This is a genomic window from Pulveribacter suum (assembly GCF_003013695.1).
Lineage (GTDB): Bacteria > Pseudomonadota > Gammaproteobacteria > Burkholderiales > Burkholderiaceae_C > Melaminivora > Melaminivora suum.
Genome location: NZ_CP027792.1, coordinates 2422423 through 2439852, shown reverse-complemented (window position 1 = coordinate 2439852; position 17430 = coordinate 2422423). Strand labels below are relative to the sequence as shown.

General features: G+C 67.5%; 15 protein-coding genes. 3 read left to right on the top strand and 12 right to left on the bottom strand.

Annotated features, from left to right (window positions below; all coding sequences use genetic code 11):
* Window positions 1–73 precede the first annotated feature (73 nt).
* The 4 genes from C7H73_RS11215 to C7H73_RS11200 form a co-directional block, all read right to left on the bottom strand.
* Window positions 74–466 (bottom strand): hypothetical protein, encoded by a 393-nt coding sequence (locus C7H73_RS11215; RefSeq protein WP_319424419.1) that lies wholly within the window; start codon window positions 464–466, stop codon window positions 74–76.
* 123 nt (window positions 467–589) lie between these two features.
* Window positions 590–1087, bottom strand: coding sequence for a signal peptidase II (gene lspA, locus C7H73_RS11210; RefSeq protein ID WP_106846724.1), 498 nt, complete (start codon window positions 1085–1087; stop codon window positions 590–592).
* Window positions 1077–4061 carry a heavy metal translocating P-type ATPase gene (locus tag C7H73_RS11205; RefSeq protein ID WP_106846723.1) on the bottom strand — a complete coding sequence of 995 codons (2985 nt, stop codon included), beginning with the start codon at window positions 4059–4061 and terminating at the stop codon, window positions 1077–1079. Before C7H73_RS11205 ends, lspA begins: the two co-directional genes overlap by 11 nt.
* 51 nt (window positions 4062–4112) lie before the next feature.
* Entirely contained in the window at window positions 4113–4745 is a 633-nt protein-coding gene (locus C7H73_RS11200; RefSeq protein WP_106846722.1) for a cation transporter, read from the bottom strand.
* Between the two features lie 243 nt (window positions 4746–4988).
* Between C7H73_RS11200 and cadR the strand changes: the two genes are divergently transcribed.
* Window positions 4989–5432, top strand: coding sequence for a Cd(II)/Pb(II)-responsive transcriptional regulator (gene cadR / locus C7H73_RS11195; RefSeq protein WP_106846721.1), 444 nt, complete (start codon window positions 4989–4991; stop codon window positions 5430–5432).
* An 87-nt stretch (window positions 5433–5519) separates the two neighbouring features.
* Here the strand turns inward: cadR and C7H73_RS11190 are convergent, their stop codons facing one another.
* The 7 genes from C7H73_RS11190 to C7H73_RS11160 all read right to left on the bottom strand — a co-directional run bounded on the left by C7H73_RS11190 (window position 5520) and on the right by C7H73_RS11160 (window position 10575).
* Window positions 5520–6692, bottom strand: a complete 1173-nt coding sequence (locus tag C7H73_RS11190) for an MFS transporter (RefSeq protein WP_106846720.1) — start codon at window positions 6690–6692, stop codon at window positions 5520–5522.
* Between the two features lie 13 nt (window positions 6693–6705).
* Window positions 6706–7422, bottom strand: a complete 717-nt coding sequence (gene arsH, locus C7H73_RS11185; RefSeq protein WP_106846719.1) for an arsenical resistance protein ArsH — start codon at window positions 7420–7422, stop codon at window positions 6706–6708.
* Window positions 7409–7840 carry an arsenate reductase (glutaredoxin) gene (arsC, locus tag C7H73_RS11180; protein WP_106846718.1) on the bottom strand — a complete coding sequence of 144 codons (432 nt, stop codon included), beginning with the start codon at window positions 7838–7840 and terminating at the stop codon, window positions 7409–7411. The genes arsH and arsC overlap by 14 nt, the downstream gene beginning before the upstream one ends.
* A 30-nt stretch (window positions 7841–7870) precedes the next feature.
* On the bottom strand, window positions 7871–9157 hold the full coding sequence (locus C7H73_RS11175; RefSeq protein WP_106846717.1) for an arsenic transporter: 1287 nt from the start codon (window positions 9155–9157) through the stop codon (window positions 7871–7873).
* A 74-nt stretch (window positions 9158–9231) separates the two neighbouring features.
* Window positions 9232–9738, bottom strand: a complete 507-nt coding sequence (locus C7H73_RS11170) for an arsenate reductase ArsC (protein ID WP_106847642.1) — start codon at window positions 9736–9738, stop codon at window positions 9232–9234.
* A 29-nt stretch (window positions 9739–9767) separates the two neighbouring features.
* Complete coding sequence (locus tag C7H73_RS11165; RefSeq protein WP_106846716.1) at window positions 9768–10238, bottom strand: ArsI/CadI family heavy metal resistance metalloenzyme; 471 nt, start codon at window positions 10236–10238, stop codon at window positions 9768–9770.
* Between the two features lie 10 nt (window positions 10239–10248).
* Complete coding sequence (locus C7H73_RS11160; RefSeq protein WP_106846715.1) at window positions 10249–10575, bottom strand: ArsR/SmtB family transcription factor; 327 nt, start codon at window positions 10573–10575, stop codon at window positions 10249–10251.
* Window positions 10576–11152: 577 nt separating this feature from the next.
* Here C7H73_RS11160 and C7H73_RS11155 point away from each other — a divergent pair.
* Together C7H73_RS11155 and C7H73_RS11150 are read left to right on the top strand one after the other, a co-directional pair.
* Window positions 11153–15823 (top strand): response regulator, encoded by a 4671-nt coding sequence (locus C7H73_RS11155; RefSeq protein ID WP_227001330.1) that lies wholly within the window; start codon window positions 11153–11155, stop codon window positions 15821–15823.
* Between the two features lie 64 nt (window positions 15824–15887).
* Window positions 15888–16478 (top strand): hypothetical protein, encoded by a 591-nt coding sequence (locus C7H73_RS11150; RefSeq protein ID WP_106846714.1) that lies wholly within the window; start codon window positions 15888–15890, stop codon window positions 16476–16478.
* 105 nt (window positions 16479–16583) lie between these two features.
* On the opposite strand, the gene C7H73_RS11145 is transcribed toward C7H73_RS11150, so the two are convergent.
* The gene (locus C7H73_RS11145; protein ID WP_227001329.1) at window positions 16584–17423 is read right to left on the bottom strand and encodes a TlpA family protein disulfide reductase; all 840 of its coding nucleotides are present in this window, start codon (window positions 17421–17423) and stop codon (window positions 16584–16586) included.
* Window positions 17424–17430: the final 7 nt, after the last annotated feature.

The window sequence follows — 17430 nt, the reverse complement described above, 5'->3', positions numbered from 1 at the left end:
ACTCCGAGAACAAACGGGGTGTTTGCCGGCGAGCGGACGTGCCGCGCCGGCGCCTGTCAGTCGATCGGAGGCGTCAGACTCGAAGTCGGAGCGTGGAGAGAAAGAGGGGGTCTGGAGGCGGGCGGGCCTGCGTATCGGCCGCCAGAGGGGCGGCGAGGGCTTCAGTTGCTTGCAGCACTGGTGGCACCACCAGTACCTGCACGATCGCTGGTAGCGACGGCGCAGGGACTTTGACGGCCTCGAAAGACTGGGCTGCGCCAGCCGAATGCTGATGGCAAAAGACCGGCTGCACCTGGTCCATGCCGTTGCACGGCTCGCCAGCGGCCATCATGGCGGCCATCGCAGCAGTGTCGGCGTCTGCCGGGCAAACGTAGCTCGCCAGTGCCAGCTGCGAGAACAGCAGGGACAGCACCACGAAGAACGTGGTCAGCAAGCGATTGCGGCGGCGCGACATGGGGTAGTACAAGTGTAATCGGGGGGCTCATCTCAAGGAGGTCTCGTGGCCCAAGACAGTAAGGTGCCCCTTTACTCCGCGTAGAAGTGTCCCTTCGAAGCCGGAAACTGGGAGTGACAAGCTTCACCAAGCTCATCAAGCACGGTCGGCAATCGTCCTTTGTCTCGACGAGCGCCAGGCATCGAGCACGAGCACCGCCACTCCCGCACTGATGCCCACGTCGGCGGCATTGAAAGCCGGCCAGTGGTACCCGCCCCAGTGCATATCGATCCAATCCACCACTGCACCGCGCAGCACGCGGTCGATCGCGTTGCCCAGGGCTCCGCCGAGGATCAGGCCGAAAGCCGCGCGCTCCAGCGGCCGCGTCTGCGGCCGCAAGATCATCACGAGAAGGAACAACGAGGCGATGAGTGCGATGGCGAGGAAGAACCAGCGCTGCCACCCGCCGGCCTGGCTCAGGAAGCTGAATGCGGCACCTGGATTCAGCAGATGGACAATGTTGAGGATGGGCAGCCATGGGTGCTGCGCACCGTACGCGACCCACGCGACGATAGCCTGCTTGGTCAGAACGTCCGCAAGCATCACGAACGCGGCCAAGCCGAGCGCGCCCCACGAACTGCGATCAACGCGCATCCTGCGCCTCCGCCGGCTTGTCCCTCAACAGCCGCAACCCGTTGAACACCACCGCCAAGCTCGCACCCATGTCGGCGAGGATCGCCAGCCACAGGCTGGCATGGCCCGTGAAGGCCAGCACCATGAAGACTGCCTTCGTTCCGATCGCGAAAGCGATGTTCGCCTTCAACACGCCAGCGACCCGGCGCGACAGCGCAATGAACTCAGGGAGTTTGCGCAGGTCGTCCTGCATCAACGCCACGTCGGCGGTCTCGATGGCTGTGTCGGTACCGGCCGCCCCCATGGCAAAGCCGATGTCCGACTTCGCAAGCGCCGGCGCGTCATTGACGCCGTCACCGACCATGCCCACCGGCCCTTGCTCTGCGAGCTTTGTGATCGCCTCTAGCTTGTCTTGAGGCAGCAGCTCGCCGCGAGCGTCGGTGATGCCAACCTGTGCAGCAACAGCTTGCGCCGTCTTGCGGTTGTCGCCGGTAAGCATCACTGGCTCGACGCCGAGTCGCTTCAATTCGGCGATCGCCTGCTTGCTGCTCTCTCGCACGGTGTCAGCCACGGCGAGAACGGCCAGCGCCTGGTCGGCCGTGGCCAGCACGACCGCCGTCTTCGCCTGGGCTTCGAGCTGGTCGAGCAGCGCACTTGCACGGTCCGTCATCACACCCAGTTCGGTGGCCAAGCGCTGGTTGCCGATGTAGTAGGTGTGGCCATCGATGTCGCCCTTGACGCCGCGTCCAGCCAAGGCCTCAAAGCCTTGCACGGTTGCGAGCGGGTTGTCGCCGTAGCCATTGACGATGGCCGTGGCCACAGGGTGTTCAGACAAGGCATCGAGGCTCGCAGCGAGCCGCAATACATCCGATTGCGACAGTGAGGTGAGAGGAACCGTGTCGGTCAATGCGGGACGGCCATGGGTCAGTGTGCCGGTCTTGTCGAGTGCCACTGCACGCAGCAACCGGCCCTGTTCGAGGTACAGCCCACCTTTGACCAGGATGCCGCGGCGGGCGGCGGTCGCCAAGCCGCTGACGACGGTGACAGGGGTCGAGATCACCAGGGCACAGGGACAGGCGATGACCAGCATGACGAGCGCCTTGTAGGCCCAGTCGAACCATGCACCGCCAAAGAAGAGCGGCGGGATCACAGCAATGGCGAGGGCCAGCGCGAACACGGCCGGGGTGTAGACGCTGGCAAAGCGGTCGACAAAGCGCTGTGTGGGCGCACGCTGGCCTTGCGCTTCCTGCACCGAACGGGCAATTCGGTCGAGGGTGGTTTCGCCCTTGCGCGAGCGGACCTCGAACTCCAAGGTGCCACGGTCGTTGATCGTTCCGGCAAACACCGTATCGCCCGGGTTTTTTTCCACCGGCATGCTCTCGCCGGTGATAGGCGCCTGGTTAACTGCCGATGCACCCGAGACCACGACGCCATCCAGCGCGATCCGCTCGCCGGGTCGGACGCGAATCTGAGCGCCGAGCACGACTGTTTCGGCCTTGACTTCCTCCCAGCGCCCATCGGGCTGTTTGACCAACGCCGTCTCCGGCGCCAGGTCCATCAGTTTGCGGATGGCGTTGCGCGCCCGATCCAAACTCAGCGCCTCGATCATTTCCGCGATGCCGAACAGCCAAATCACGACCGCCGCCTCGGGCCACTGGCCGATGAGTGCGGCGCCGATGACGGCGATGGTCATCAGCAAGTTCATGTTCAACGACATCGTGCGCAGCGCGATCCAGCCCTTCTTGAGGGTCTCGATGCCGCCCAGCGCGATGGCGACCAACGAAGCGGCCACAACGGGTACCGATGATTCGCCCCAGCCTGAGAAAGCCATCACTTCCGCACCAATCGCAAGCGCTCCAGCAGCCGCCATGCGCAACCATTGGCTCTTAGAGATCCCGCTACCGAACTCTCGGGTCACTGCCGGGGCTGGCTGGCTGCTGTCCTGCAGAACCGGTGACATCCCCACCCGCTCGATGGCCGCAGTGACCGATGCCAAGTCCTGCAGCGAATGGCTCACGGTCAGTTTTCTGCTCATCAGGTCGAACTGCAGCCCGTCCACGCCTGGCATGCCCTCCAGCGCCTTGCGCAGCAGTGCCTCCTCGGTCGGACAGTCCATCTTCTCGATGAGGTAAGTGGCCAGTCCGTTCGGGCTCGGGCCTGCTTCACGCTCCACTGTGGCGTTCATGCCGATATCGCGCAGCGCGGCAAGCACCGGCGCAGGGCCTGCCAGGCGGTGCAGAACTGCCAGGCGCCGGTTCATCAGATCGAAGTCAAGCCTGTCGATCCCGGCCACGTTGCCCAGGCGCTTGCGAATCAGCGCTTCCTCGGTAGGGCAGTCCATGTTGGTGATCAAGAACTGCGTGGCATTGCCAGTGGCGGGCGGCGCAGGCGAAGCTGCGGGCTTGCCGCATGGGCTGCAACCGGCCGTCTCGCGTCTCGGCGATGCCTCTCGTGGCAGATCGCCGAGGTGGGCCTGCATCCCGATCGCCTGAAGCTGCTCCAGCAGCGCATCCGCGGAGGGCAGACTGTGGACGACAGCCAACCGGCGTGCTTTCAGGTCGAACTCGAGCGACATGACGTCGGGGAGCGGTTGCAGGCGGGTTCGAATCGCCGCTTCTTCGTTGCGGCAATCCATGTTCGGGATCGTGAACACGTCGGTCTTTGGTGCACTCTTGCTGCTGCAACCCGACAAACAGGTCGATGCGCAGCGATCTTCAGGTGCTCCAGCGGGTTCGGGTGCTACCGAGGCTTTCATGCCGATCTCGCCCAATGCCTGCAGCAGGTGTTGTGGCGTCTCCGATGTGTGCACCACGGTCAGACGGCGCTGTGGGAGATCGAATGACAGGGACCGGACCACTGAAAGCGCCGCCAACCGCGCGCGGATGGCAGCCTCTTCGTTGCGGCAGTCCATATTGGGGATGTCGAATACTGTGGTGTTGCCGTTGGAACTGCGCACGGCTTCGTCGGCGGCTTCGGAATTGAGGTCGATCTTCATTCATATGCCTTTGGATGTACCGCCATTGAACACCCTGTAGCAGGTGCAGAGTCAAGTGGCATCGGACGGAGACTTTTCGGCGGCCTCGGCCGCTTCGGAGAGGATCTCCCTGCCACCGTTGGCTGCGATCGCCGACACCACGAGGCCAAGAATCAAGTCCGGCAGGTTCGAGCCCCACCACATCACCAAGGCCCCGGACAGCACGATGCCGAGGTTCACGATCGAGTCGTTGCTGGTGAAGATGGCCGACGCCTTGAAGTTGACGTCCTCCCCACGGTGACGCTTCAGCAGGCGCAGGCAGACGATGTTCAACGCTGCATTGACGAAAGCCATAGCCATCATGGCTGGCCCTACGGGCGGTTCGCCGCCAAAAAACCGGCGCAGCACTTCAATCAGCAGCATCACGGCCAAGCCGATCAACAGCCAGCCTGACAGCCTCGCGGCGCGGACTTTGATCGCCGACGCGCGACCAACTGCATAAAGGCTCACGCCATACACCGACGCGTCGGCCAGGTTGTCCAGGGCGGCGCCGATCAGTGCGGTAGAAGAAGCCCACACGCCAACGCCAACCCCGGCCACGCATTGCCCCAGATTAATCAGCAGGACCAGCAACAAGATGCTGCGGTCCTGGGCTTGGCTAGCGTCGAGATGTTGTGCTTCGTCGTCGGCGCAGTTCTCTCCCATCGGCACTCCTTGTTTGATCGACCCGCTCAGCAGCGAGCCTTAACAGCCGAATTACAAACCCTGTACTGGGTAGAGAGTCAAGCGGTGGCCTCTTTGCTCGCTCATTGCATGGGGGAATTGAGCGCGTTGCGTGCGCGAAGGCTTCCAGCGCGCCTGTCTGAGCCCAAATAGACGTTGGCTCTGCTCCATATCACGACTCTGAAGCCGGTTTAGAGTCAAGGCTTTCCCTTTCTTGGAGGCCCCATGAAGATCGGCGAGTTGGCCAAGTCCACAGGGACAAGCATTGAGAGCATCCGTTTCTACGAGCGGGAAGCGCTGTTGCCAGCGCCGCAGCGGTCTGAAAACAACTACCGGGTCTATGCAGAAGAGCACGTTGAACGGCTCACCTTCATCCGGCATTGCCGATCGCTCGATATGGCCCTGGGCGAGATTCGTTCCCTACTGCGCTTCAAAGAAACGCCACAGGAAAACTGTGAGGGGGTCAACGAACTCTTAGATGAGCACATTGGGCACGTCGCCGAACGCATCCGGGAACTGAGACAGCTTGAGAAGCAACTCAAGGTGCTCCGCGCACAGTGCGCCGAATCGAGCGCTGCAGGTTGCTGCGGAATCTTGAACGAACTTTCGACCGAGATGCCTGTGTTCCCCAAGCATGCCGTGCGCAAACATGTCCACGGTACGCATTGACTGCCCGTCAAGGCACCAGGCGGTCGTCTGAGTTGCCCTGAGCATGCACAGGTGGACCGGCCGTCTCTGTCGTCGGCCGGGAGTTGTTCAGCGTCGCAGATCTATCGCCAGCCGCGTCAGCGCAAGGCACGCGACCAAGCCCAGGACCGCCGAGATCCACAGCGCGCCCACGCCCAGCCGCTCCACCGCCAAGCCGAACAGGAACGGTGCGCCGGCCTGCACGATGCGGGCCGGCACCATTAGGAAGCCTTGCCGCTGGCCGTAGCCCTTCGCGCCGAAGAACAGCAGCGGCAGCGTCCCGATGGCGATGGTCAGGATGCCATTGCCCAGGCCGTGCAGCAAGGCGAAGGCCATCGCGGCCGAGCTGCCGAACAGGCCGATGCACAGGGCGCCTAGGGGATGGCCCAGCGTGGCCAGGCGCGCCGACAGCAGCGGGTGCGCACGGCTCAGAAACGCGAACTCGATTAGCCGGCCCGCGACCTGGGCCGGCCCTACCAGCGCCGCGATGCCCACGGCCGCCGCCAGGCTGGCCCCCACGCCCAGCAACAACTTGGGCAGGTGCGCGGCCATGGCCGTGCTGGTGAACCAGGCCACGGCGAAGACGAAGGCCAGCAGGACGGCGGCGCCGCGCTGCTTGTCCGGCGACAGGGCCGCCTGCTGCTCGGGCTTGCCGATGGCATCGCTCGGTGCGTGCGCGGCGCGCTCGGCCGCCGGCAACATGGCATTGAGCGGCAGGCCAATGACCAGGTGCAGACCGGCCCACACGAGGCAGGCCCCACGCCACCCCATGGTGCTCTCCAGCCAGGCCGTCAGCGGCCAGCCAACCGTGCTGGCAAAGCCGGCGAACAGCGTGATGCCGGTGATGGTGCGCCGCGCCTGCTGGCCGTGCAGCCGCACTGCCGTGGCAAACGCGGCTTCGTAGAGGCCGCTGCCCATCGCGAGACCCATGACGGCCCAGGCCGCGAGGACGTGCAGCGGCTGCTGTGCCTGGCTGAGTGCGGCCAGGCCGGCCGCGAACACCACATTGCTGGCGATCAGCACCGGCCGGCCGCCTCGCCGGTCGATCAGGCGGCCGGCGAACGGCCCGATGGCCGCAGACATCAGCAAGGCCACCGAGAAGGCCCCGAACACGGCCGAGCTGGAGGTACCCACGTCCCGGGCGATGGCGTCGGCCAGGATGGCCGGCAGGTAGTACGACGAGGCCCACGCCAGCGTCTGTGCCACGCCCAGCAGCACGGTGGTCGTGGTTCGGCCTTGCACCTGATGCTGGCGGTCAGATGCTGCGCAGGTTGACGCGTTTGGACAGCGCCTCGGCGCTCTCGCGCCGCTCGCTGTAGCGGTCCACCAGGTAGCCGGAGCAATCGCGCGTCAGCAGCGTGAACTTCACCAGTTCCTCCATCACGTCCACCACGCGCTCGTAGTAAGGCGAGGGCTTCATGCGGCCGTCTTCCTCAAACTCGGCGAAGGCCTTGGCCACCGACGACTGGTTGGGGATGGTCAGCATGCGCATCCAGCGGCCCAGCACGCGCAGTTGGTTCACTGCGTTGAAGGATTGCGAGCCGCCCGACACCTCCATGACGGCCAGCGTCTTGCCCTGTGTGGGCCGCACCGATCCGACCGCCAGCGGAATCCAGTCGATCTGCGACTTCATGATGCCGGTCATGGCCCCGTGCCGCTCGGGCGAGCACCAGACCATGCCCTCCGACCACTGCGCCAGCTCGCGCAGCTCCTGCACCTTGGGGTGGTCTTCGGGCGCGCCATCGGGCTGGGGCAGGCCGCGCGGATCGAAGATGCGCGGCTCGGCGCCCATGGCCTGCAGCAGCCGAGCCGCTTCCTCGGTCACGAGCCGGCTGTAAGAGCGCTCACGCACTGAACCGTAGAGCAGCAGGATGCGCGGCGGATGGGTCGCGCGCTCGGCCGGCAGCAGCCGCGCCACGTCGGGCCGGCGGAAGCTGGAGCCATCGATGTTCGGCAGCTCAGGGCTTGGCAATGCGCGCTCCCTTCTCGTCGATGACGGCCTCGCCGTCTTCCTTCGTGAAGGCGCCTTGCTGCGGTTGCGGCAGCAGATCCAGCACGGCTTCGGAAGGCCGGCACAGCCGCGTGCCCAGCAGCGTGACGACGATGGGCCGGTTGATCAGGATAGGTTCCTGCAGCATGAACTCGATCAACTGCGCATCGGTCCATGAAGCGCTGTCCAGGCCCAGCGCGTCGTAGGGCGTGCCCTTCCTGCGCAGCAGCTCGCGCGGCGTGATGCCCATGGCGGCGATGAGCCGTTCCAGCGTGGCCCGGTCGGGCGGCGTCTTCAGGTACTCGATGACCTGTGGTTCCTCGCCGCTGTTGCAGATCATCGCCAGCGTGTTGCGCGACGTGCCGCAGGCGGGGTTGTGGTAGATCGTGATGTTGGGCATGGTCGGTTCCTTGTTGGGCGGTGGACGCGCTCAGGCCAGGCACAAGCGCAGCGCCAAAGCCGCCAGCGTCACCAGCAGCACGGGCAGCGTGAGCACGATGCCCACGCGGAAGTAGTAGCCCCAGGCGATGGTGGTCCCCTTCTTCTGGAGCACGTGCAGCCAGAGTAGCGTGGCCAGACTGCCAATGGGTGTGATCTTGGGACCGAGGTCGCAGCCGATGACGTTGGCGTAAATCATGGCTTCCTTCACCACACCACTTGCCTGCGATGCGTCGATGGACAGTGCGCCGATGAGCACCGTGGGCATGTTGTTCATGACCGAGGACAGCAAGGCCGTGAGCACGCCTGTGCCGATGGCTGCACCCCAGATGCCGCCCTGCGCGAACACATCGAGCAGCCCGGCAATGCGGTCGGTCAGCCCGGCATTGCGCAGGCCGTAGACCACCAGGTACATACCCAGCGAGAACACCACGATCTGCCAGGGCGCCCCGTGCAGCACCTTGCGCGTGCTGATGACGTGGCCGCGGGCCGCGACGGCCAGCAGCACCACGGCGGCCACGGCCGCGACCGCGCTGACCGGCACGCCCAGCGGCTCCAGGCCGAAGAAGCCGACCACCAGCAGGACCAGCACTACCCAGCCGGCCCGGAAGGTGGCCGGATCGCGGATGGCCTGGGCCGGCGCCTTGAGCTGCGCCAGATCGTAGCGCGCCGGCACGCTCCTGCCGAAGTACAGCAGCAGGACCAGCAGGCTGGCCAGCACGGCGGCGATGTTGACCGGCATCATCACGGCCGCGTACTGGTTGAAGCCGATGCCGAAGAAGTCGGCCGAGACGATGTTGACCAGGTTGGACACGACCAGCGGCAGGCTGGCCGTGTCGGCGATGAAGCCGGCTGCCATCACGAAGGCCAGCGTCGCGGCCGGCGAAAAGCCCAGCGCGACCAGCATGGCCATGACGATGGGTGTCAGGATCAGTGCGGCGCCGTCGTTGGCGAACAGCGCGGCCACCGCCGCGCCCAGCAGCACGATGAAGGCGAACAACCGGCGGCCGTTCCCGCCGCCCCAGCGCGCCACGTGCAGCGCGGCCCACTCGAAGAAGCCGGCTTCGTCCAGCAGCAGGCTGATGATGATGACGGCCACGAATGTGGCGGTCGCGTTCCAGACGATGCCCCACACCACGGCGATGTCGGCCAGGTGCACCACGCCGAACACCAGCGCCAGCACAGCGCCGAACGATGCGCTCCAGCCAATGCCCAGACCCCGGGGTTGCCAGATGACCAGCACGAGCGTGAACAGAAAAATCAGGATGGCCGCGAGCATGGCGGAGGCCTTCTATGAGGGAGAACGGGGATGCGGCCCGGCTGGGCCGCGAGAGAGGTCAGACGCGCGAGGGATCAGCGCTTGGCCAGATCGCGTGCGGACTGCTGGATCGTCAGCTTGTCGATGGCTGCGGCGGGCAGGTTGATGAACAGCTCGACGCGCTGCCGGATGGCGTGCAGCGTCTTGCGGAACGCGGCCTGCTTCTCTTCAAGACTGCTATCCACTTCCGACGGGTCCGGGTAGCCCCAATGCGCCGTGGCGGGGTGGCCTGGCCAGACGGGGCACATCTCGCCGGCCGCGTTGTCGCACACGGTGATGATGAGGTCCATGTTCGGTGCGTCGGGCTTGGCGAACTCGTCCCAGTTCTTGCTGCGCAGCCCTTCGGTGGAAATGCCCACGCGCTGCAGCGCTTCCAGCGCGAGCGGGTTGGGCTGCTGGTTCTCGCGCGGGCTGCTGCCAGCGGAGAAGCCGCGGAATCGGTCGCCCGCCATGCCGTTCAGCAAGGCTTCGGCCAGGATGCTGCGGGCCGAGTTATGGGTGCAGAGGAACAGGACGTTCAGCGGCTTGGATGTCGAGGTCATGGGGTAGTCGTGATGAAAGAGAAAAGGGATCAGCAGCAGGCCTTGGCAGGCCCGCAGCACGATGCGGATGCCGGTACGGCCACAGGGGCGCAGCACGCCGCCGCAGCGGCCTTTGCCGGGCCTGGCTTGCCGAACACGGGCACGTTGCCCAGCGTCTGGAAGTGCTCCCAGGCCACGCCCTGCGGGTCCGTGATCCAGTGCTTGTCACTGCGGGCGTAGCAGCAGGTCGTCTGGCCTTCATCGAGCAGCGCCAGGTTGGCCGCCTCGGCCCGGTCTTTGAGGTTCACCAGCTCGGTGGCCTCGTCCGCCTGAAAGCCTAGGTGGTCCACGCCCGGCGTAGCGCCGCGCGTGGAGATGGCGAAGTTCAGGCGCGGGTCTTCCAGCATCCACTTCGCATAGTCGCCCTCGATGCGCGCGGGCTCGGCGGCGAACAGCTTGGAATAGAAGGCGATGCTCTGGCCCAGATCGGTGACGTGCAGGTGAACGTGGAAGCGCTTCATCGTGGTCCTTTCAGCAACGGCAATCCGCCGCCGCGTCGGTGGTCGAGCACGCTGCGCCCTCGCAGCAGTTCTCGGTGAGGTAGCCCAGCAGCTCGTTCATCGTGGTGAACGAAGCCCGATAGATGAGGTTGCGGCCCTGCCGCTCCTGCGTCACCAGGCCGGCATGCGTCAGTTCCTTGAGGTGGAACGACAGCGTGTTGCCGGCCACGTCCAGTTGCTCGGCCAGCGCTCCGGGGGTCAGGCCCTCGGGGCCGGCGACGACCAGGGCGCGGAACAGGCGCAGGCGCAATGCTTGCGCTAGCGCAGCGAGGGATCGGACGGCGTTGGCTTCTTCCATAAATCAATAATACAACAACTGTAGAAATAAAGTCTAAGTTGCAGCTATCAACCGTCAAGTAGGTAGCGGTGAGGATGCTCGCGGGGCTTGGTCCAAAACCGTGATGTGTTGATCGTGTGACCGCACGAGTCCGTGTGTCACCGAGTTCTGGGCAGAAGCTCCAGGGCCCTGAAAGACATGAATATGGCCAAAGGCTGTATGCTGGAGAGGGCTCAGAAGTACCCGTAGCGTGCCGTTGCTCAGCGCTTCATTGCGAAGGACTGACTGACGGTAAAAGCGACGGTATAGAGCTCATCCGACTCCGCCAGATCCCTTTAACCATGCGGGTTAGCGAGGCCTATTGATGATGGAGTGGGAGTGAGTTCCCGCCCTTGCAGGCGCGGCGGTTGAACAGGCTGCGCATCGCCTTCAAGGGTGTGCCGCGCCGGCAGCGCTGACGCCAAAGTGCCGGCAGGTATGCGGCCGGCAGACGCTGACTTTGCGGTAGCGCCCGGGCAGGCTGCTTCGGCTGAGCCGGCGGGCAATAATCCGTCCCTCCAAGGCTTTTTCAAGGCGCAGAACTCCCGTGGACGCTGATGTGAAGCACGCAAACTCCCAGCCGGACGCCGCCGCTCCCGCCTGCCTGTCCGCAGGCGGAGAACTGGCCGCGCTGATGCGCGAGCGCGACTGGTCTGACACCCCGCTGGGGCCGGCGCACGCCTGGTCGCAGAGCCTGAAGACGGCGGTCGGCATCATGCTCACGTCGCGCCAGCCGATCTGGATCGGCTGGGGCAGGGAGCTGACCTACCTCTACAACGACGCCTACAAGTCGATCATCGGCGCCCGCCACCCCTGGGCGCTGGGGCGGCCGGTCTCGCAGGTGTGGCGCGAGATCTGGAGCGAGATCGGTCCCATGCTGGAAACCGCGATGGGCGGCGTGAGCGGCATCTATGTCGAAGAGCAGCTGCTCATCATGGAGCGCAACGGCTACCCCGAGGAGACCTACTACACCTTCTCCTACAGCCCGATTCCCGACGACGACGGCAGTCCGGGCGGCATCATCTGCGCCAACACCGATGACACGCGGCGCGTGATCACCGAGCGTCAGCTGGCGCTGCTGCATGAGCTGTCCTCGCGCATCGTGGACGCGCGCACGCGCGAGCAGGTGTGCGAGCGCAGCGCTGCAGCGCTGGCAACCAACGGGCACGACCTGCCGTTTGCCTTGCTGTACATGGCGGACGCGCAAGGCGGGGCGATGACGCTGGCAGCAGCGGCCGGCATCGCCGCGGGGCACGCGGCTGCGCCAGCGTCCATCGCGCTGGACGGCCCGTCCCCCTGGCCGCTGGCCGAGGTGCTGCAGGCGCAAGAGCTGCGCATCGCCGACGACCTGCCGGCGCAGTTTGCCGACCTGCCCACGGGCGCCTGGCACCTGCCGCCCACCCGCGCCGTGGTGCTGCCGATCGCGCATTCGGGCGAAGGCCGGCAGGCAGGGGCGCTGGTCGTCGGGCTGAGCCCGTTTCGCCAGTTCGACCCGGACTACCAGGGCTTTGTGACGCTTCTGACCGGCCAGATCGCAGCGGCCATAGCCAATGCCGAGGTCTATGAGGAAGAGCGCAAGCGGGCCGAGGCGCTGGCCGCCATCGACCAGGCCAAGACGCTGTTCTTTTCCAACGTCAGCCACGAGTTCCGCACGCCGCTGACCCTGCTGCTGGGCCCGCTGGAAGACTCGATGGCGCAGGCCGACCGCCTGCCCGAGGACGAGCGCGAGCGCGTGCAGATCGCCCACCGCAACGGCCTGCGCCTGCTCAAGCTGGTCAACACGCTGCTGGAGTTCTCGCGCATCGAGGCGGGCCGGGCCAGGGCGCACTTCGAGCCCACCGACCTGGCTGCGCTCACGGCCGAGCTGGCCAGCAACTTCCGCTCGGCCACTGAAAAGGCCGGGCTGCAGCTCATCGTGCAGTGCCCGGCGCTGCCCGAGCCGGTCTTCGTCGATCGGGAGATGTGGGAAAAGGTGGTCCTCAACCTGCTGTCCAACGCCTTCAAGTTCACCTTCGAAGGGGAGATCGCGGTCAGCGTGACAGCGGGCCAGGGGGTGGCCACGCTCACGGTGCGCGACACCGGCACGGGCATCCCCGCGCAGGAGCTGCCGCGCATGTTCGAGCGCTTTCACCGCATCGACGGCGCGCGCGGGCGCAGCTTTGAAGGCAGCGGCATCGGCCTGGCGCTGGTGCATGAGCTGGTCAAGCTGCACGGCGGCACCATCGATGTGGCCAGCGAGGAGGGGCGCGGCACCACGTTCACGGTCAGCCTCCCGCTGGGCAGCCGGCACCTGCCGGCCGAGCATGTGCGCGAAGAGCGCGCGCTGGCCTCCAGCGCCGGCCGCGCGCAGATGTATGTGGATGAGGCGCTGCGCTGGCTGCCCGGGGCCGAGCCGCAGAGCAGCGCCCTGCAAGACATCGCGGCCGATCTGCCGGGCGATGCGCTGGCCTGCCAGCCTGCGCACATCCTGCTGGCCGATGACAACGCCGACATGCGCGACTACGTGCGCCGGCTGCTGTCCGGGCGCCACCACGTACAGGCCGTGGCCGACGGCCAGGCGGCGCTGGAGGCCATCCATGCGCGCCGGCCCGACCTGGTGCTGACCGACATCATGATGCCGCGCCTGGATGGCTTTGGCCTGATGCGCGCCATTCGCAGCGACCCGGCACTGCAGGGTCTGCCGGTGATCGCGCTGTCGGCGCGCGCCGGCGAAGAGGCCAGCGTCGAAGGGCTGCAGGCAGGCGCCGACGACTATCTCGTCAAGCCGTTCTCCCCGCGCGAGCTGCTGGCGCGGGTGGAGGCCAACCTGAAGCTGGCGCGGCTGCGGCGCGAGGCCACGGCCGAGCTGGAAGCCAGCGAGCGGCGCTTTCGCGCCCTGGTCAGTGCCAGCTCGGACGCCATCTACCGCATGAGCCCGGACTGGAGCGAGCTGCGCCAGCTGGTGGGCCGCGACTTTCTTGCCGATGCGGCCCAGCCCACCCACCGCTGGCTGCAGGAGTACGGCGACCCGGCCGAGCGGGAGAAGATCCTGGCCGTCATCGGGCAGGCCATCCGCAGCAAGCGCCCGTTCGAGCTGGAGCACCGCGTGCGCCGCAGCGACGGCACGCTGGGGTGGGCGTGCTCGCGGGCGGTGCCGCTGTTGGACGCCAGCGATGAGATCGTCGAGTGGTTCGGCACGGTGAGCGACATCACCCAGCGCAAGCAGGCAGAGCAGGCCCTGCGCGAGCTGAACGCGACGCTGGAGCAGCGCGTGGAGGCGCGCACGCAGGAGCGCGACCGCATCTGGCGCCTGGGCAGCGACTTGCTCGGCGTGGCCGACACCCACGGCGTGTGGCAAAGCGTCAACCCGGCCTGGACCCAGGTGCTGGGCTGGCGCGAGGACGAGATCGTCGGCAAGACCTCCGAGTGGCTGGAGCACCCTCAGGACTGCGCCAGGACGCGCACCGAAGTGGCGCGGCTGGCCGACGGCGCCACGACCATCGACTTTGAAAACCGCTTTCGCGCGCGCGACGGCTCCTACCGCTGGCTGTCCTGGACGGCCGTGCCCGAGAGCGGGCTGCTGTACTGCACCGCGCGCGACGTGACAGCCGCCAAGAGCCAGGCCGAGGCCCTGCGCCATGCCGAAGACCAGCTGCGCCAGGCGCAGAAGATGGAGGCCGTGGGCAAGTTGACGGGCGGCGTGGCGCACGACTTCAACAACCTGCTGCAGGTCATCGGCGGCAACCTGCAGCTGCTGCAAAAGGACCTGGCCGGGCACGAGCGCGCCGAGCTGCGCCTGCGCAACGCGCTCGGCGGCGTGGCACGCGGCTCCAAGCTGGCCTCGCAGCTGCTGGCCTTCGGGCGGCGCCAGCCGCTGGCGCCCAGGGTCGTCAACCTGGGCCGGCTGATCCGCGACATGGATGACATGTTCCGCCGCGCCCTGGGCGAGAGCATCGAGATCGAGACCGTGGTCGCCGGCGGGCTGTGGAATGCCTTCGTCGATACGGCGCAGGTCGAAAACGCGCTGCTCAACCTCGCCATCAACGCCCGCGATGCCATGAAGGGCCAGGGCAAGCTGACCATCGAGGCCGGCAACGCCCTGCTGGACGACGGCTACACCTTGCGCCACACCGACGTGACGCCCGGGCAGTACGTCGTGCTGGCCGTGACCGACACCGGCTCGGGCATTCCCGCGGACGTGCTCGAGCACGTCTTCGAGCCCTTTTTCACGACCAAGCCCGAAGGGCAGGGCACCGGACTGGGCCTGTCCATGGTGTATGGCTTCGTCAAGCAGTCGGGCGGGCACGTCAAGCTCTACAGCGAGGCTGGCCACGGCACCACGGTGCGCATCTATCTGCCGCGCGCCCACCAGCAGGAGGACATCGCCACCGACACCCGCACCGGCCCCGCGGTGGGCGGCACCGAGACGGTGCTGGTCGTGGAGGACGACGAGGGCGTGCGCGCCACCGTGGTCGAGATGCTGGCCGACTTGGGGTACCGCGTGCTCAAGGCCAAGGATGCCGACAGCGCCCTGGTGATCGTCGAGAGCGGCATGCCCATCGACCTGCTGTTCACCGACGTGGTCATGCCCGGCACCTTGCGCAGCCCGGAGCTGGCGCGCAAGGCGCGCGAGCGACTGCCGGGCATCGCGGTGCTGTTCACCTCGGGCTACACGCAAAACGCCATCGTGCATGGCGGGCGGCTGGACGCCGGCGTGGAGCTGCTCAGCAAGCCCTACACGCGCGAAGAACTGGCGCGCAAGGTGCGCCACGTGCTGCGCGGCCAGCAGCAGGTGCAGGCGCTGGTGCAGGCCGCGGCGCAGCAGCCCGCGCCCGCACCCCTGGCCCCCGCGGCGGCGCCGTCGGCGCCCGCGGCCAGCCCGCGCCCGTCCGGCCTGCGTGTGCTGCTGGTCGAGGACGAGGAGATGATCCGCACGCTCACCGCCGACATCCTGGGCGACCTGGGGCATTCGGTGCTGACGGCGGGCGACGCTGCCCAGGCGCTGCGCCTGCTGCACGCGCATCCGGTGGACGTGCTGGTGACCGATATCAGCCTGCCTGGGCGCCCGGGCACCGAGCTGGCGGCCGAGGCGCAGCGGCACTTCGCCGACCTGCGCGTCGTCTTCGCCTCGGGCTACGACCCCACGCCGGGCGCGCCCGGCGAGGGCGCAGCAGGGCGCGAGCCGGTCTATCTGCAAAAGCCATACGATGAACAAGCGCTGGTCCGGGCCCTGGAGCAGGCCCTGCAGTGAGCGCCGGGCCGCCGCTGCACACGCCACAGCGGCCTCTTCTTTGCCAGACAAAAAGGTTTCCAAGATGCGTCTTTCCCTGCTTTCCCTTGCCGCCGCGCTGCTGGTGCTGACCGGCTGCGCCAGCAGCAGCAACGCGCTGCTGCCGCATGTATCGAGCACCGTGACGCAGGAGGGCGACAAGGCCGTGAGCGTGGCGCCCGAGCGGCTGGTCTGCAGCGGCGGGCCGCGCTGCCCCAGCCTGGCCGCCTCCTGGAGCGGTGCCAAGCCCGGCCAGGCGCAACTGGTGGTGAGCCTGCCGCCGCCGCAGCCGGCCGTCACCGGGATCGACGTGCACATCGGCAACTCCGAGGTGGTGCGCCTGCGCGTGCGCAGCGGCGACGCGCAGGACGGAGCGCAGGCCGGGCAGGACAGCCGCTTTGACGTGCCCCTGCGCCTGATCGATCGCCTGGCCCACGCGCCGCGCAGCTGGCTGCGCCTGTATCTGGCGGGCGGCGCCAGCATCGACGAGACCGTGCGCAGCGGCGAAGAGCGCAGCCGCGCCTCCGAGGCCATGGCGCACTTTCTGGCGGCGGTGCAGACCGCAGGCGGCGCGGGCCAGGGGCTGCAAGGGCCCAGCGGCGGCCTGTTCGACCGCCTGGGTGTGCGCGACAAGTAAGTCCGCCAGCCGGGCATTACTGCGATTTTGATAGCTGCCTGCGGTTGCCTGGCGCCGTTTTCACGGTGTTTTGGCTTGCAGACGCCGCAGAACAAGCGCCAGTAGCTATGGTTTTGTGAGCGCCTGGGCGGGCGCGATCAGCGCCAGGTGCTGGGCCAGCGTGGCGGCTGACAGCTCGCCGCTGCGCACGGCCGCCAGCTCGCCCTGGGCGTTGAAAAACAGCGTGGTCGGCAGCGCCCGGTGGCCCAGCAGGGCGCCCAGCTGCGAAGGCGTGTCCAGCAGCACGTCGGCCTGGGGCAGCTGGTGGGCGGCGGCAAAGCCGATGACGGTCTCGGGCGCCTCGCCCTGGTTGACCCACAGAAAGCGCACCTGCGGGTGCTCGGCCTGCGCGCGCAGCAGCACCGGCATCTCGCGCCGGCACGGCGGGCACCAGCTGGCCCACAGGTTGACGACCACGGGCTGCCCCTGCAGCGCCGGCAGCTGCACGGGGCGCGCATCCAGCGCCACGCCCTGCCAGGCAGGCAGGGCGGCCGGCAGGGCCGGCTGCGCCAGCTGCAGCACGCCCGTGCCGGCCAGCCACAGCCCGGCGCCCACGGCGGCGGCCAGCGCCACGGGCCGGCGCCACGGGTGGCGGCGCAGCCACAGGGCCAGCACGTACAGCAGGGCGGCCAAGAGGCCCCAGCCGGCGGCCCAGCCGCCGTCGCGGATGTCCAGCGCCGCCCAGGGCGCGCTGGCGTATTCGCGCCCGTACTGCAGCACGAAGCCCAGGCGCGCAGCAGCCAGCGCCAGCAGCGCCAGCGCCCACGCGTGGGGCCCGGGCGGCAGGCCGGCGCGGCGCCCGGCGCGGTCGTGCACGGTGCTGGCGGCCAGCCAGGCGGCCAGCACGATGACGCCGGCCCACGGCAGCACCAGCGGGCCGAGGACGAGCATGGGCGATGAAGGCATGGTGTGC